Annotated in this window: 11 protein-coding genes and 1 pseudogene; 11 read left to right on the forward strand and 1 reads right to left on the reverse strand. The window is 72.5% G+C overall.

Going from position 1 to position 15,381, the window contains the following annotated elements; genetic code table 11:
* Positions 1-100 precede the first annotated feature (100 nt).
* The 3 genes from ACWEJX_RS35415 to ACWEJX_RS35425 all read left to right on the forward strand — a co-directional run bounded on the left by ACWEJX_RS35415 (position 101) and on the right by ACWEJX_RS35425 (position 4,345).
* Positions 101-1,672: a PucR family transcriptional regulator gene (locus tag ACWEJX_RS35415; protein WP_451611522.1), complete on the forward strand. Its 1,572-nt coding sequence runs from the start codon at positions 101-103 to the stop codon at positions 1,670-1,672.
* 90 nt (positions 1,673-1,762) lie between these two features.
* Complete coding sequence (locus ACWEJX_RS35420) at positions 1,763-2,725, forward strand: EamA family transporter (protein ID WP_451611523.1); 963 nt, start codon at positions 1,763-1,765, stop codon at positions 2,723-2,725.
* 174 nt (positions 2,726-2,899) lie between these two features.
* On the forward strand, positions 2,900-4,345 hold the full coding sequence (locus tag ACWEJX_RS35425; protein ID WP_451611524.1) for an aldehyde dehydrogenase family protein: 1,446 nt from the start codon (positions 2,900-2,902) through the stop codon (positions 4,343-4,345).
* An 84-nt stretch (positions 4,346-4,429) separates the two neighbouring features.
* Here ACWEJX_RS35425 and ACWEJX_RS35430 read toward each other — a convergent pair whose 3' ends face one another.
* Positions 4,430-4,732 carry a putative quinol monooxygenase gene (locus tag ACWEJX_RS35430; protein ID WP_451611525.1) on the reverse strand — a complete coding sequence of 101 codons (303 nt, stop codon included), beginning with the start codon at positions 4,730-4,732 and terminating at the stop codon, positions 4,430-4,432.
* Positions 4,733-4,846: 114 nt separating this feature from the next.
* Between ACWEJX_RS35430 and ACWEJX_RS35435 the strand changes: the two genes are divergently transcribed.
* The 8 genes and pseudogenes from ACWEJX_RS35435 to ACWEJX_RS35470 all read left to right on the forward strand — a co-directional run.
* Positions 4,847-6,775 (forward strand): acyl-CoA dehydrogenase family protein, encoded by a 1,929-nt coding sequence (locus ACWEJX_RS35435; RefSeq protein ID WP_451611526.1) that lies wholly within the window; start codon positions 4,847-4,849, stop codon positions 6,773-6,775.
* 85 nt (positions 6,776-6,860) lie between these two features.
* A complete protein-coding gene (gene aroA, locus ACWEJX_RS35440; RefSeq protein WP_451611527.1) occupies positions 6,861-8,114 on the forward strand; it encodes a 3-phosphoshikimate 1-carboxyvinyltransferase in 1,254 nt (417 codons plus the stop codon).
* Positions 8,115-8,148: 34 nt separating this feature from the next.
* Positions 8,149-9,399, forward strand: coding sequence for a 1-deoxy-D-xylulose-5-phosphate reductoisomerase (gene dxr / locus ACWEJX_RS35445; RefSeq protein WP_451611528.1), 1,251 nt, complete (start codon positions 8,149-8,151; stop codon positions 9,397-9,399).
* Positions 9,396-10,700, forward strand: coding sequence for a M50 family metallopeptidase (locus ACWEJX_RS35450; protein ID WP_451611529.1), 1,305 nt, complete (start codon positions 9,396-9,398; stop codon positions 10,698-10,700). Before dxr ends, ACWEJX_RS35450 begins: the two co-directional genes overlap by 4 nt.
* A gap of 125 nt (positions 10,701-10,825) precedes the next feature.
* Positions 10,826-11,983 (forward strand): flavodoxin-dependent (E)-4-hydroxy-3-methylbut-2-enyl-diphosphate synthase, encoded by a 1,158-nt coding sequence (ispG, locus tag ACWEJX_RS35455; RefSeq protein ID WP_451611530.1) that lies wholly within the window; start codon positions 10,826-10,828, stop codon positions 11,981-11,983.
* A 126-nt stretch (positions 11,984-12,109) separates the two neighbouring features.
* Entirely contained in the window at positions 12,110-12,955 is an 846-nt protein-coding gene (locus ACWEJX_RS35460) for a GNAT family N-acetyltransferase (protein ID WP_451611531.1), read from the forward strand.
* A 42-nt stretch (positions 12,956-12,997) separates the two neighbouring features.
* Positions 12,998-13,543: a GNAT family N-acetyltransferase gene (locus ACWEJX_RS35465; protein ID WP_451611532.1), complete on the forward strand. Its 546-nt coding sequence runs from the start codon at positions 12,998-13,000 to the stop codon at positions 13,541-13,543.
* A 69-nt stretch (positions 13,544-13,612) separates the two neighbouring features.
* Positions 13,613-15,310: pseudogene (locus ACWEJX_RS35470) on the forward strand (proline--tRNA ligase); the annotation flags it as partial.
* Positions 15,311-15,381: the final 71 nt, after the last annotated feature.

The raw sequence follows: 15,381 nt of genomic DNA on the forward strand, positions 1-15,381 counted from the left end.
ACGATCGACGGCGTCAACCGGTATCCGGGCTGGATCCCGTTCTGCCGGCAGGAGAGCACCGACCGCGCCCTCCCCTCCCCTTAAGGTCCGACGGTCCCCAATGCCGCCCACCCTCGCCTCGCTCGTCCAGCACTCGGCGCTCAAACTCACCGTCCGCGCCGGTGAGGACCGACTCGACACGCCCGTCCGCTGGGCGCACGTCAGCGAGCTCGCCGACCCCGTCCCCTATATGGAGGGCGGCGAACTGCTGCTCACCACCGCCCTCACCCTCGACGCCGAGGACCCCGAGGCGATGCGGCGCTACGTGCGGCGGCTGCTCGGCGCCGGAGTGGTCGGGCTCGGCTTCGCGGTCGGCGTCAACCACGAGGCCATTCCGGCGGCGCTGCTCGAAGCGGCCCGCGAGGAGCACCTGCCGCTGCTGGAAGTGCCGCGGCGGACGCCGTTCCTCGCCATCAGCAAGGCGGTGTCGGCGGCCATCGCCGCCGACCAGTACCGGGCCGTGACCGCCGGCTTCGAGGCGCAGCGCGAACTGACCCGGGCCGCGCTCGCCGAGGGGCCGGACGCCGTCGTCGCGCGGCTCGCGGCGCACGTGGACGGCTGGGCCGCGCTGTACGACACCTCCGGCACCGTCCTCGCCGTGTCGCCCGAATGGGCGGCGCGCCGGGCCGCCCGGCTCACCCCCGACGTCGAACGCCTCCGGGAACGGCCCGCGCCCGCCAGCGCCGTCGTCGGCGGCACCGACGACCGGGTCGAGCTCCAGTCGCTCGGCACCGGGCGGCGGGTGCGCGGGGCGCTCGCGGTCGGCACCGGCGCGCCCCTCGGCACCGCCGAGCGCTACGCCGTGCACTCCGCGATCGCGCTGCTCACGCTGACGACGGAACGGTCCCGCTCGCTCCAGGCCGCCGAGCAGCGGCTCGGCGCGGCCGTGCTGCGGATGCTCCTCGCCGGGCAGCCCGACCACGCCCGCGCGGTGGCGGGCGACCTGTACGGCGGGCTGCTCGACGCGCCGTTCCGGCTGCTCATCGCCGAGCCGGCGACCACGGAGGCGGCGGCCCGGGAGGGCGAGACGCCGCTCGCGGTGTTCGCGGAGTCCCTGGAGGCCGCGGCGGCCCGGGCGGGCGAGTCCGTCCTCACCGTGCCGGACGGCCCGGAGGGCGGCGAACGGCTGGTCGTCCTGGCGGGCGACGGGGGAGCGGTGGTCACCGCGTGCGAGGCGTACGCCAACCGCGAGGCCGAGGAGACCGGACTCGTCGTCGGCCTCTCCGCCCCGACCGGCCCCATCGCCGCGTCCGCCGCCTACAAGCAGGCCGAACAGGCCCTGTCGGTGGCCCGCCGCCGCGGCCGTTCCCTCGTCGAGCACGAGGAACTCGCCGCCGGCTCCGTGCTCCCCCTCCTCGCCGACGACGCCGTCCGCGCCTTCGCCGACGGCCTGCTGCGCGCCCTCTACGAGCACGACGCCACGGGCCGCGGCGACCTCGTCGCCTCGCTGCGCGCCTGGCTCTCCCGCCACGGCCAGTGGGACGCGGCCGCCGCCGACCTGGGCGTCCACCGCCACACGCTGCGCTACCGGATGCGGCGGGTGGAGGAGATCCTGGGCCGCTCGCTGGACGACCCGGACGTGCGGATGGAGCTGTGGCTGGCGCTGAAGGCGACGGGGACGGGAGCGGAGTAGACGCTCGCGGGAGCGCGAATTTCCCCGATCCTGCCCGATCCCGGGCAGATTTCTGGATCAACGGCCGCCGAAGCGCCTAATCTCCTGGTCATGACAAGCCCTGCCGCCGACGCCCCGGCCTCCCGGACCCAGCCCTCCGCTCCCCTCCCCGCGGCCCCCGCGCCCCGCCGCATCCCCACCGCCGTCTGGGCCGCGCTCGCCATCGTGTACGTCGTGTGGGGCTCCACGTACCTCGCGATCCGGGTCGTGGTCGAGACGCTGCCGCCGTTCCTGTCCGCCGGGGCGCGGTTCGTGGTCGCCGGGATCGTCCTGGCCGGGATCATCGCCTGGCGGCAGGGGATCGGGGCGCTCAAGGTGAGCCCGCGGCAGCTGGCGTCCGCCGCGGCGGTCGGCCTGCTGCTGCTCCTCGGCGGCAACATGTTCGTCGTGCTCGCCGAGACGTCCGTGCCGTCCGGGCTCGCCGCGCTGCTCATCGCCGTCGTGCCCGTGTTCGTGGTGATGCTGAAAGCGCTGGCCGGGGAGCGGCCGACCGCGGGCGGGATCGCGGGAGTGCTGGTCGGACTCGGCGGGCTCGCCGTGCTGACGCTGCCGGGGCTCAGCGGCGAGGTGAAGGTGAGCGGGGTGGTCCTGGTGATCGTCGGGGCCCTCAGCTGGTCCATCGGCTCCTTCTCCTCGTCCCGGCTGCCGATGCCCGCGAACCCCTTCACCGCCAGCGTGTACGAGATGCTGGCCGGCGGCCTCGGCGGCCTCGGAGTCGGTCTGCTGCGCGGCGAGCAGCACGGCCTCGACCTGGCCGCGGTGTCCACCCGCTCCTGGGTGGGCTTCGCGTACCTGATCGTGTTCGGCTCGCTGATCGCCTTCACCGCGTACGCCTGGCTCCTGCAGACCGCGCCGCTCTCGCTCGTCGCCACCTACGCCTACGTGAACCCGGTCGTCGCCGTCGCCCTCGGCGCGCTGATCCTGAACGAGGCGCTGAGCTGGCCGATCGTCCTCGGCGGCGCGATCGTCGTGGTCGGGGTGGGCCTGATCGTGTCGACGGAGCGGCGCGGGTGACCACCGCTCCTCCGTGCCGGTGAACACGTGTGCGCCGCACGACCGCTTCGGCCAAAGCGGACAGGAGCGGCCGGCGCACCACTCCACACCGGACAAGCGTCCGGCGGCCCGCCCGGCCCTACGGTGTCACCAGAGCAACCGCTCGCACCCCGATACGGAAAGGGCCGGGACGCAATGACGACCACCCACGCCTTCTGGCTCGCCGGCCGTGAGGCCACCGGCGAGGCCACCTTCGACGTCACGAACTCGTACGACGGACGTCTGGTCGGCAAGGTCAGCGTGCCCACCGAGGCCCAGGTCGAGGAGGCCGTCGCCGCCGCGCACGCCGTCGTCGACGAGTTCGCCGCGACCCCGGCGCATGTCCGCGCCGCCGCCCTCGACCACGTGTCGAAGCGGCTCGCCGAGCGCACCGAGGAGATCGCCCAGCTGATCTCCGCCGAGAACGGCAAGCCGATCAAGTGGGCCCGCGGCGAGGTCGGCCGTGCCGTGTCCGTGTTCCGCTTCGCCGCCGAGGAGGCGCGCCGCTGGAACGCCGGCGAGGCCCAGCGTCTCGACACCGAGGCCGGCGGCGTGGGCCGCCTCGCGCTGACCCGCCGTATCCCCAAGGGTGTCGTGCTCGGCATCGCGCCGTTCAACTTCCCGCTGAACCTCAGCGCCCACAAGGTCGCCCCGGCCATCGCCGTCGGTGCCCCGATCATCCTCAAGCCGGCCCCGTCGACCCCGATCTCCTCGCTGATCCTGGGCGAGATCCTGGCCGAGACCGACCTGCCGGCCGGCTCCTGGTCGATCCTGACCGTGCCGAACGACCGCATGCCCGCCCTGGTCCAGGACGAGCGCCTCCCGGTCATCTCCTTCACCGGCTCGGACACCGTCGGCTACGCCATCCAGCAGTCCGTGCCGCACAAGCACTGCACCCTGGAGCTCGGCGGCAACGCCGCCGCCGTCGTGCTGTCCGACTGGTCCTCCGAGGCCGACCTGGACTGGGCCGCGACCCGCATCGCGACCTTCTCCAACTACCAGGGCGGCCAGTCCTGCATCTCCGTGCAGCGCGTGATCGCGGACGCCTCCGTCTACGACCGCCTGCTGCCGAAGATCGTCGCCGCGGTCGAGGCCCAGGTCACCGGTGACCCGGCGGACGACGCCACCGACGTCGGCCCGCTCGTCGACGAGAACGCCGCCAAGCGCGTCGAGTCCTGGGTGGACGAGGCCGTCGCGGCCGGCGCCAAGCTGCTCGCCGGCGGCAAGCGCGAGGGCGCCACCTACGCCCCGACCGTCCTCACCGAGCTCCCGGCCGGTGTCACCCTGGCCCGCGCCGAGGTCTTCGGCCCGGTCCTCACGGTCACCAAGGTCGACGGCGAGGCCGAGGCGTTCGCCGCGGTCAACGACTCGGACTTCGGCCTCCAGGCGGGTGTCTTCACCCACGACCTGCAGACCGCCTTCCGCGCCCACCGCGCCCTCGAGGTCGGCGGCGTGATCGTCGGCGACGTCCCGTCCTACCGCGCCGACCAGATGCCGTACGGCGGCGCCAAGCGCTCCGGCGTCGGCCGCGAGGGCGTCAAGTTCGCCATGGACGACTACACCTACGAGCGGGTCATGGTCCTCACGGGCCTGGCGCTCTGATCCGTACGGAGCAACGACTCCGTACTCACAGGCCGACGGCCCGAGCCCACTGTGCGGGGGCTCGGGCCGTCTCCTTTCCCGCGGTCAGGCGACGGGCGCGTCGACGAGCACGACGGCCTCCGCCGGGCCCGCCCGGAACGCCTTGTTCGCCACGGCGGCCTCCGCCATGTGCGGGGCCGCGTCGTGCGCGGCGAGCGCCTCGGCCGAGGCCCAGCGCTCCAGGATGACGAACCGGTCCGGGTCGTCGGCGACCCGGTGCAGGTCGTACCGCAGGCACCCCTCCTCGGCGCGCACCAGCGGCGCGAGCCGCTCGAAGGCGGCGACCTGGTCGGCGCCCCTGCCGGGCAGCGTGGTGATGTGGACGACGAGCTTGATCGGCTGTGACATGCCGCGGACCCTAGCCGGGTCCGCACCCGCTCCGCTCGTCTTTCCGAACCGTGGGATATCGGGTACGACGGGGAGTAGCCCCATGCCCCGACGAGCGGCGAGGTGAGCCTCCTCATGTCCGCACCCACCCAGCGGCCGCCCAAGGTCAGCGAACGCGAGGCCCGGCAGGTCGCCGAGGCAGCGCGCGAGCAGGACTGGCGCAAACCCAGCTTCGCCAAGGAACTCTTCCTCGGCCGGTTCCGCCTCGACCTCATCCATCCGCACCCGCTGCCCGCCGACGAGGACGTCCGGCGCGGCGAGGCGTTCCTCGACCGGCTGCGCGCCTTCTGCCGGAGCGAGGTCGACGGCGCCCGCATCGAGCGCGAGGCCCGCATCCCCGACGAGACCATCGCCGGCCTGCGCGAACTCGGCGCCTTCGGGATGAAGATCGACCCGAAGTACGGCGGGCTCGGCCTCACCCAGCTGTACTACAACCGGGCCCTCGCCCTCGTCGGCTCCGTCAGCCCCGCGCTCGGCGCGCTGCTCTCCGCGCACCAGTCGATCGGCGTACCGCAGCCGCTGAAGATCTTCGGCACCCAGGAGCAGAAGGACGCCTTCCTGCCCCGGCTCGCCGCCGGCGCCATCTCCGCCTTCCTGCTCACCGAGCCCGACGTCGGCTCCGACCCCGCCCGGCTCGCCACCACCGCCGTCCCCGACGGCGACGACGCCTACGTCCTCGACGGCGTGAAGCTGTGGACCACCAACGGCGTCATCGCCGACCTGCTCGTCGTCATGGCCCGCGTCCCCGCCTCCGAGGGCCACAAGGGCGGCATCACCGCCTTCGTCGTCGAGGCGGACTCGCCCGGCATCACCGTCGAGCACCGCAACGCCTTCATGGGCCTGCGCGGCCTGGAGAACGGCGTCACCCGCTTCCACCAGGTCAGGGTCCCGGCCGCACAGCGCATCGGCCCCGAGGGCGCCGGCCTCAAGATCGCGCTGACCACCCTCAACACCGGCCGGCTCTCGCTGCCCGCCGCCTGCGCCGGCGCCGGCAAGTGGTGCCTGAAGATCGCCCGCGAATGGGCCGCCGAACGCGAGCAGTGGGGCAAGCCGGTCGCCCGGCACGAGGCCGTCGGCACCAAGATCTCCTTCATCGCCGCCACCGCCTTCGCCCTGGAGGCCGTCGTCGACCTCGCCTCCCAGATGGCCGACGAGGACCGCAACGACATCCGCATCGAGGCCGCCCTCGCCAAGCTGTACGGCTCCGAGATGGCCTGGCGGATCGCCGACGACCTCGTCCAGATCCGCGGCGGCCGCGGCTACGAGACCGCCGACTCGCTCGCCGCCCGCGGCGAACGCGCGGTCCCCGCCGAACAGCTCCTGCGCGACCTGCGCATCAACCGGATCTTCGAGGGCTCCACCGAGATCATGCACCTGCTGATCGCACGGGAGGCCGTCGACGCCCACCTCGCCGTCGCCGGCGACATCATCGACCCCGACAAGGCCCTCGCCGACAAGGCGAAGGCCGGCGCCCGGGCCGGCGGCTTCTACGCCCGATGGCTGCCGCAGCTCGTCGCCGGACAGGGTCAACTGCCGGGCGCGTACAGCGAGTTCGGCGAGCTCGCCGGCCACCTCCGGTACGTCGAGCGCACCTCCCGCAAGCTCGCCCGCTCCACCTTCTACGCGATGTCCCGCTGGCAGGGGAAGATGGAGCTCAAGCAGGCGTTCCTCGGCCGGATCGTCGACATCGGCGCCGAACTCTTCGCGATGAGCGCCGCCTGCGTGCGCGCCGAACTCCTGCGCACCACCGGCGACCACGGCCGCGAGGCCCACCAGCTCGCCGACGTCTTCTGCCGCCAGGCCCGGCTGCGGATCGCCGAGCTGTTCGGCCGGCTCTGGGCCAACACCGACGACCTGGACCGCAAGGTCGTCGACGGCGTGCTCGCCGGCTCGTACACCTGGCTGGAGGAGGGCATCCTCGACCCCAGCGGCGACGGCCCGTGGATCGCCGACACCACGCCAGGACCTTCGGCCAGGGAGAACGTGCACCGCCCGATCGCCTGACCGGTCCTACAGAAGAACGTCAGGGTCCCGTCCAGTTTCCGGACGGGACCCCCGCCGTTCCGCCCGCCACGGCAGGATGACCGGCGTGACCGTCATCGACATCCCCGGCTCCAAGTCCGTCACCGCCCGCGCCCTCTTCCTCGCCGCCGCGGCCGCAGGCACCACCACCCTGCTCCGGCCGCTCCACTCCGACGACAGCGAAGGCTTCGTGGAAGGACTCAGGGCCCTCGGCTACGCCGTACGGCAGGAGCCCGGCGCCTGGCACATCGAGGGCCGGCCCGCCGGGCCCGCCGTCGCCGAGGCCGACGTCTACTGCCGCGACGGCGCCACCACCGCCCGCTTCCTGCCCGCGCTCGTCGCCGCCGGGCACGGCACCTTCCGCTTCGACGCCTCCGCCCAGATGCGCCGCCGCCCGCTCGGCCCGCTCTCGACCGCGCTGCGCGAGCTCGGCGTCGACCTCGCGCACGGCGAGCGGGAGGGCCACCACCCGCTCACCGTCACCGGCCGCGGCATCAAGGGCGGCGCGCTCCGCCTCGACGCCGGCCAGTCCTCCCAGTACCTGACGGCGCTCCTCATGCTCGGCCCGCTCACCGCCGAGGGCCTCGCGATCACCGTCACGGACCTGGTCTCGGAGCCGTACGTCGAGATCACCCTCGCGATGATGCGGAGCTTCGGCGCCGAGATCACCCGCGAGGACGGCGCCGACGGCCGCACCCGTACGTACACCGTCGCGCCCACCGGCTACCGCGCCACCACCTACGCCATCGAGCCGGACGCCTCCACCTCCTCGTACTTCTTCGCCGCGGCCGCCCTCGTCCCCGGCGCCGAGGTCACCGTCCCCGGCCTGGGCGCCGGCGCCCTCCAGGGCGACCTCGGCTTCGTCGACGTGCTGGCCCGCATGGGGGCCGACGTGACGGTCGCCGAGGACCGGACCACCGTCCGCTCCACCGGCGGCCTGCGCGGCCTCACCGTCAACATGCGCGACATCTCCGACACCATGCCGACCCTCGCCGCCCTCGCCCCCTTCGCCGACGGGCCGGTCCGCATCGAGGACGTCGCCAACACCCGGGTCAAGGAGTGCGACCGGCTCGACGCCTGCGCCGAGAACCTGCGCCGGCTCGGCATCGACGTCGAGACCGGCCCCGACTGGATCGAGATCCGGCCCGGGACCCCGCGCGGACCGGTGGAGATCGCCACCCACGGCGACCACCGCATCGTGATGTCCTTCGCGGTCACCGCGCTGCGCACCCCCGGCGTGACCTACGACGACCCCGGCTGCGTGAAGAAGACCTTCCCGGACTTCCACACGGTCTTCGGCGACTTCGCCCGGGGGCTGTGAAAGGCGCTCGGTCTTTGCGGCAAGAATGGGGGGCATGAGCGACCGCCCCTCTCCTCTCGCCGACCCGCACATCGCCTTCGACGTGTCCGAAGGACGCCGGGACATCGTCGTCCTCGGCTCCACCGGGTCCATCGGCACCCAGGCCATCGACCTGGTCCTGCGCAACCCCGACCGGTTCCGGGTCACCGCCCTCGCCGCCTCCGGCGGCCGGATCGGGCTGCTCGCCGAGCAGGCGCACCGGCTGAAGGTCGAGGCGGTGGCGGTCGCCCGCGAGGACGCTGCCGAGGAGCTGCGTACGGCCCTGAAGGCGCTGTACGGCTCCGAGCGGCTGCCCGAGATCCTCGCCGGCCCGGACGCGGCCACCCACCTCGCCGCGTCCCCGTGCCACACCGTCCTCAACGGCATCACCGGCTCCATCGGCCTCGCGCCCACCCTCGCCGCCCTGGAGGCCGGCCGGACCCTCGCGCTCGCCAACAAGGAGTCGCTGATCGTCGGCGGCCCGCTGGTGAAGGCGCTGGCCAAGCCGGGCCAGATCATCCCGGTCGACTCCGAGCACGCGGCCCTCTTCCAGGCGCTCGCCGCCGGCACCCGCGCCGACGTCCGCAAGCTGGTCGTCACCGCCTCCGGAGGCCCGTTCCGCGGCCGTACCCGCGACCAGCTGGCGAACGTGACCCGCGAGGACGCGCTCGCCCACCCCACCTGGGCCATGGGCCCGGTCATCACGGTCAACAGCGCGACCCTGGTCAACAAGGGCCTGGAGGTCATCGAGGCCCATCTCCTCTACGACATCCCGTTCGACCGCATCGAGGTCGTCGTCCACCCGCAGTCGTACGTGCACTCGATGGTCGAGTTCACCGACGGCTCCACCCTCGCCCAGGCCACCCCGCCCGACATGCGCGGCCCGATCGCCATCGGCATCGGCTGGCCCGAGCGGGTCCCCGACGCCGCTCCCGCCTTCGACTGGTCCACGGCGTCCACGTGGGAGTTCTTCCCCCTCGACAACGACGCGTTCCCGTCCGTGAACCTCGCCCGGCACGTCGGCACGCTCGGCGGCACCGCGCCCGCCGTCTTCAACGCCGCCAACGAGGAGTGCGTGGACGCCTTCCTCGCCGGAAAGCTGCCGTTCAACGGAATCATGGATACGGTCACCGCAGTCGTCACCGAGCACGGGGACCCGGGCACGGGAACCTCGCTCACGGTGTCGGACGTCCTGGAAGCGGAGACCTGGGCACGGGCCCGGGCCCGGGAACTCGCGGCGAAGGCAATCGCGGAGGCGCGCGCATGACGGTTTTCCTGTACGTACTCGGCCTGGTGCTGTTCGCGCTGGGTCTGCTCGTCTCCATCGCCTGGCACGAGCTCGGCCACCTCTCCACGGCCAAGCTGTTCGGCATCCGCGTCCCGCAGTACATGGTCGGCTTCGGCCCCACCGTCTGGTCGCGGAAGAAGGGCGAGACCGAGTACGGCTTCAAGGCCATCCCCGCGGGCGGCTACATCCGCATGATCGGCATGTTCCCGCCCGGCAAGGACGGGCGGATCGAGGCCCGCTCGACCTCCCCCTGGCGGTCCATGATCGAGGACGCCCGAGAGGCCTCCTTCGAGGAGCTCCAGCCCGGTGACGAGGACCGGCTCTTCTACACGCGCAAGCCGTGGAAGCGCGTCATCGTCATGTTCGCCGGACCCTTCATGAACCTGGTGCTCGCCGTCGTGCTGTTCTTCGGCAGCGCCATGGCCATCGGCTTCGAGACCCAGACGACCAAGGTCGCGGGCGTCCAGAAGTGCGTCATCGCCGCCGACAGCAAGCGCGAGAAGTGCCAGGCCGGCGACCCGGTCTCGCCCGCGTACGCCGCCGGGCTCAAGGAGGGCGACAGGATCGTCGCCTTCAACGGCACCCCGGTCGCCGACTGGAACACCCTGTCCGACCACATCCGCGCCACCATCGGCCCCGCCACGGTGACCGTCGAGCGCGCCGGACAGCGGATCGACCTCCACCCGGTCCTGCTGAAGAACGAGGTCTACAAGAAGGACGCCGACGGCCGGGTCGTCCAGCCGCTCCAGACCGTCCCCGCCGGCTACCTCGGCTTCGCCTCCAAGACCGAGGTCCTGCCGCTCACCTTCGGCCAGTCCGCCGACCGGATGACCGAGCAGATGAAGGCCGGCGTCAAGTCCGTCATCGCGCTGCCCGGCAAGATCCCCGGCCTGTGGGACGCCGCCTTCGGCGACGGCAAGCGCGCCGCCGACTCGCCCGTCGGCGTCATCGGCGCCGCCCGCATCACCGGCGAGCTGATGACCCTGGACGCGCCGAAGAAGACCATCCTGGTCATGTTCATGAACCTGCTGGTCATGTTCAACGTGTCGCTGTTCCTGTTCAACATGCTCCCGCTGCTCCCGCTCGACGGCGGCCACATCGCCGGCGCCCTGTGGGAGTCGCTGCGCCGGCACGTCGCCCGGATCTTCAAGCGGCCCGACCCGGGCCCGTTCGACGTCGCCAAGCTGATGCCGGCCGCGTACGTCGTCGCAGGCGTGTTCGTCTGCTTCACCCTGCTCGTCCTCGTCGCCGACATCGTCAACCCGGTCAAGATCACCTGACCGGCCGTGCCGCGTCCCGGCGACGCCGGGTGGCCGGATGCCGTGCGGTGTCCGGCCACCCGCCGCCGGGACGGTAATCTCGGAGACCTGAGCCCGATGAACCACACCTTGGGGTTGTACAGCTGATGACCGCGATCTCTCTCGGTATCCCGACCGTTCCGACCCGGCTCGCCGAACGGCGCAAGAGCCGCCAGATCCAGGTCGGATCGGTGGCCGTCGGAGGCGACGCCCCCGTGTCGGTGCAGTCGATGACCACCACCCGCACGTCCGACATCGGCGCCACGCTTCAGCAGATCGCCGAGCTGACCGCCTCCGGCTGCCAGATCGTGCGCGTGGCCTGCCCCACCCAGGACGACGCCGACGCCCTCGCCACCATCGCGAAGAAGTCGCAGATCCCGGTCATCGCCGACATCCACTTCCAGCCGAAGTACGTCTTCGCCGCCATCGACGCCGGCTGCGCCGCGGTCCGCGTCAACCCCGGCAACATCAAGCAGTTCGACGACAAGGTCAAGGAGATCGCCAAGGCGGCCTCCGCGGCCGGCACCCCGATCCGGATCGGCGTCAACGCCGGTTCGCTCGACGCGCGGCTCCTCGCGAAGTACGGCAAGGCCACCCCCGAGGCGCTCGTCGAGTCCGCCCTCTGGGAGGCGTCCCTCTTCGAGGAGCACGGCTTCCACGACATCAAGATCTCGGTCAAGCACAACGACCCGGTCGTGATGGTCAACGCCTACCGCCAGCTCGCCGCCCAGTGCGACTACCCGCTGCACCTCGGCGTCACCGAGGCCGGCCCCGCCTTCCAGGGCACCATCAAGTCCGCCGTCGCCTTCGGCGCGCTGCTCTCCGAGGGCATCGGCGACACCATCCGCGTCTCCCTCTCCGCCCCGCCGGCCGAGGAGATCAAGGTCGGCATCCAGATCCTGGAGTCGCTCAACCTGCGCCAGCGCCGCCTGGAGATCGTCTCCTGCCCGTCCTGCGGCCGCGCCCAGGTCGACGTCTACAAGCTCGCCGAGGAGGTCACCGCCGGCCTGGAGGGCATGGAGGTGCCGCTCCGCGTCGCCGTCATGGGCTGCGTCGTCAACGGCCCCGGCGAGGCCCGCGAGGCCGACCTCGGCGTCGCCTCCGGCAACGGCAAGGGCCAGATCTTCGTCAAGGGCGAGGTCATCAAGACCGTCCCCGAGTCGAAGATCGTCGAGACCCTCATCGAAGAGGCGATGAAGATCGCCGAGCAGATGGAGAAGGACGGCGTCATGAGCGGCGAGCCGACCGTCTCCGTCGCCGGCTGACCGGCCCGCCCGCACCGCCCGCGCGAAGAAGCCCCTCCGCCACGGAGGGGCTTTTTTCGTACCCCTCGGCAGCGGGAAACGGGGGTACAGTGCCAGGACCAGCAGAACCGTACGGTGAGGCCCCACGTGTTGACGCAATCATCGACGCGGGTCCTCGAACCCGCCGACCTCGGCGCCGCGCTCGCCGTGCTCGACAGCGCCCCCGTCGAGAACGCCTTCGTCACGGCCCGCGTCCAGATGGCCGGGCTCGACCCCTGGCGGCTCGGCGGCGAGATGTGGGGCTGGTACAGCGACGGGATGCTGACCTCGCTCTGCTACTCCGGTGCCAACCTCGTCCCCATCTGCGCCACCCCCGAGGCCGTCCGCGCCTTCGCCGACCGGGCCCGCCGGGTCGGCCGCCGCTGCTCGTCCATCGTCGGCCCCGCCGGACCCACCGCCCAGCTCTGGCGGCTCCTCGAACCCGGCTGGGGCCCCGCCCGCGACGTCCGCGCCCACCAGCCGCTCATGACCGCCGAGGCGCCCTCCGCGACCGTGAAGCCCGACCCGCTGGTCCGCCGGGTCCGCAAGGACGAGATGGAGGTGATCATGCCCGCGTGCGTGGCCATGTTCACCGAGGAGGTCGGCATCTCCCCGATGTCCGGCGACGGCGGACTGCTCTACCAGGCCCGGGTCGCCGAGCTCGTCGGCTCCGGCCGCTCCTTCGCCCGCATCGAGGACGGCAAGGTCGTGTTCAAGGCCGAGATCGGCGCCGCCACCCGTCAGGCCTGCCAGATCCAGGGCGTCTGGGTGGCACCCGAGCACCGCGGCAAGGGCCTCTCCGAGACCGGCATGGCCGCCGTCCTCCAGTACGCCCTCGCCGACGTCGCGCCCGTCGTCAGCCTGTACGTGAACGACTACAACGCCCCCGCCCGGGCCGCGTACCGGCGCGTGGGCTTCCAGGAGGTCGGCGCCTTCATGAGCGTGCTGTTCTGAACGCCCAGGGGTGCTTGTAGGGTGCGGCGCATGGATGAGCGCATGGATGACACGAAGGTCGTGATCGCTCCCGTCGACCTCGCCGCCCGGGTCGACGAAGCCCTCGCCGTACAGGCCCTCGCCTTCGGTCTCGACGCCGCGGAGATCGCCGTACGCCGCCACATCGTCGTGCGCCACCTGCTCAACCCCGGCGCCCGCGCGTACGGGGCCACCACGCCCGACGGGCGGCTCGTCGGCTTCGTCTACGGGATGCCCAACGACCGCACCCACTGGTGGTCCACGGTCGTCGAACCGTATCTGCGCGCCGGCGGGCACGAGGGCTGGCTCGACGACTCCTTCGTCATCACCGAACTCCACGTCCACCCCGGCTACCAGGGCCGGGGCCTCGGCCGCGGACTGATCACCACCATCACCGACCAGTCCGCGCTGCCGCGCTCCATCCTCTCCGCCATCGACACCGAGAGCCCGGCCCGCGGCCTCTACCGCTCCCTCGGCTACACCGACCTCGCCCGCCGCGTCCTGTTCCCGAGCGCACCGCGCCCGTACGCGGTCATGGGCGCCCCGCTGCCGCTCAAGCGCCGGAACTGATTTCTCCGAGCCGGGGGCGCCCGGCTAACCTCGGGGCCATCACCCTTACCCGGCAGGAGTACGAGAACCATGGCCAACGCACCGGTCCAGCGCATGTCCCAGTTGATGGCGAAGACGCTGCGCGACGACCCGGCGGACGCCGAGGTCCTCAGCCACAAGCTCCTCGTCCGCGCGGGCTACGTCCGCCGCACCGCCGCCGGCATCTGGAGCTGGCTGCCGCTCGGCAAGAAGGTGCTCTCCAACGTCGAGCGCATCGTCCGCGAGGAGATGGACGCCATCGGCGCCCAGGAGGTCTCCCTGCCCGCCCTGCTGCCCCGTGAGCCCTACGAGGCGACCGGCCGCTGGGACGAGTACGGCGCCGAGCTGTTCCGCCTCCAGGACCGCAAGGGCGGCGACTACCTCCTCGGCCCCACCCACGAGGAGATCTTCACCCTCCTGGTGAAGGACCAGGCGTCCTCCTACAAGGACCTGCCGGTCACCCTCTACCAGATCCAGACGAAGTTCCGCGACGAGGCCCGGCCCCGCGCCGGCATCCTGCGCGGCCGCGAGTTCCTCATGAAGGACTCGTACTCCTTCGACCTCGACGACGAGGGCCTCACCACCTCCTACGGCCTGCACCGCCAGGCGTACCAGCGGATCTTCGAGCGCCTCGGCCTCGACTACCGCATCTGCGCCGCCACGGCCGGCGCCATGGGCGGCTCCAAGTCCGAGGAGTTCCTCGCCCCCGCCGAGGCCGGCGAGGACACCTTCGCCGACTGCCCCAACTGCGACTTCGCCGCCAACACCGAGGCGGTGTACTACGAGCTCAAGACGGTCGACGGCTCCGCCGTCCCGGCCGCCGAGGAGATCCCCACCCCCGACACGCCGACCATCGAGACGCTCGCCGCCTCGCTCGGCGTCCCGGCCTCCGCGACGCTCAAGAACCTCCTGGTGAAGGTCGACGGCGCGATCGTCGCCGTCGGCGTCCCCGGCGACCGCGAGGTCGACATGGACAAGGTCGAGGCGCACTTCGCCCCGGCCGCCGTCGAGATGGTCACCGAGACCGACTTCGCCGAGCGCGCCGACCTGGTCCGCGGCTACGTCGGCCCGCAGGGCCTGGAGAAGGTCACGTACATCGCCGACCCGCGCGTCGCCCCCGGCACCGCGTGGATCACCGGCGCCAACAAGGACGGCATGCACGCCAAGAACGTCGTGGCGGGCCGTGACTTCGAGGTCTCCGAGTACGTCGACGTGGTCGTCGTCCAGGACGGCGACCCCTGCCCCAAGTGCGGCACCGGTCTGAAGCTCGACCGCGCGATCGAGATCGGTCACATCTTCCAGCTCGGCCGCAAGTACGCCGACGCGCTCAAGCTCGACGTCCTGGGCCAGAACGGCAAGCCCGTCCGCGTCACCATGGGCTCGTACGGCGTCGGCGTCTCGCGCGCGGTCGCGGCGCTCGCCGAGCAGACCGCCGACGACAAGGGCCTGTGCTGGCCCGCCGAGGTCGCCCCCGCCGACGTCCACGTCGTCGCCGCCGGCAAGGCGCTCCAGACCGAGCTCGCCCTGGAGGTCTCCGACAAGCTCGCCGCCGCCGGCCTCCGCGTCCTCGTCGACGACCGCGCCGGCGTCTCCCCGGGCGTCAAGTTCACCGACTCCGAGCTCATCGGCGTCCCCAAGATCCTCGTCGCCGGCCGCCGCGCGGCCGAGGGCGTGCTGGAGCTGAAGGACCGCCGCACGGGCGAGCGCGAGGAGCTGACGGTGGACGAGGCGATCGCCCGCCTCTCCGCCTTCGGCATCTGGGCCGCGGCCCCGGCCCTGACGACCGGCCTCGCCCTCGGCGCCGACCCGGCCGCGCCGCT

This window comes from Streptomyces sp. NPDC004788 (assembly GCF_053601115.1).

Bases quoted from the DNA above. Each gene is read 5' to 3' on its own strand.
- ACWEJX_RS35465 (WP_451611532.1), top strand. From the start codon at position 12,998: ATGGATGACACGAAGGTCGTGATCGCTCCCGTCGACCTCGCCGCCCGG.
- ACWEJX_RS35450 (WP_451611529.1), top strand. From the start codon at position 9,396: ATGACGGTTTTCCTGTACGTACTCGGCCTGGTGCTGTTCGCGCTGGGT.
- ACWEJX_RS35415 (WP_451611522.1), top strand. From the start codon at position 101: ATGCCGCCCACCCTCGCCTCGCTCGTCCAGCACTCGGCGCTCAAACTC.
- ACWEJX_RS35425 (WP_451611524.1), top strand. From the start codon at position 2,900: ATGACGACCACCCACGCCTTCTGGCTCGCCGGCCGTGAGGCCACCGGC.
- ACWEJX_RS35430 (WP_451611525.1), bottom strand. From the start codon at position 4,732: ATGTCACAGCCGATCAAGCTCGTCGTCCACATCACCACGCTGCCCGGC.
- ACWEJX_RS35435 (WP_451611526.1), top strand. From the start codon at position 4,847: ATGTCCGCACCCACCCAGCGGCCGCCCAAGGTCAGCGAACGCGAGGCC.
- ispG (WP_451611530.1), top strand. From the start codon at position 10,826: ATGACCGCGATCTCTCTCGGTATCCCGACCGTTCCGACCCGGCTCGCC.
- ACWEJX_RS35420 (WP_451611523.1), top strand. From the start codon at position 1,763: ATGACAAGCCCTGCCGCCGACGCCCCGGCCTCCCGGACCCAGCCCTCC.
- dxr (WP_451611528.1), top strand. From the start codon at position 8,149: ATGAGCGACCGCCCCTCTCCTCTCGCCGACCCGCACATCGCCTTCGAC.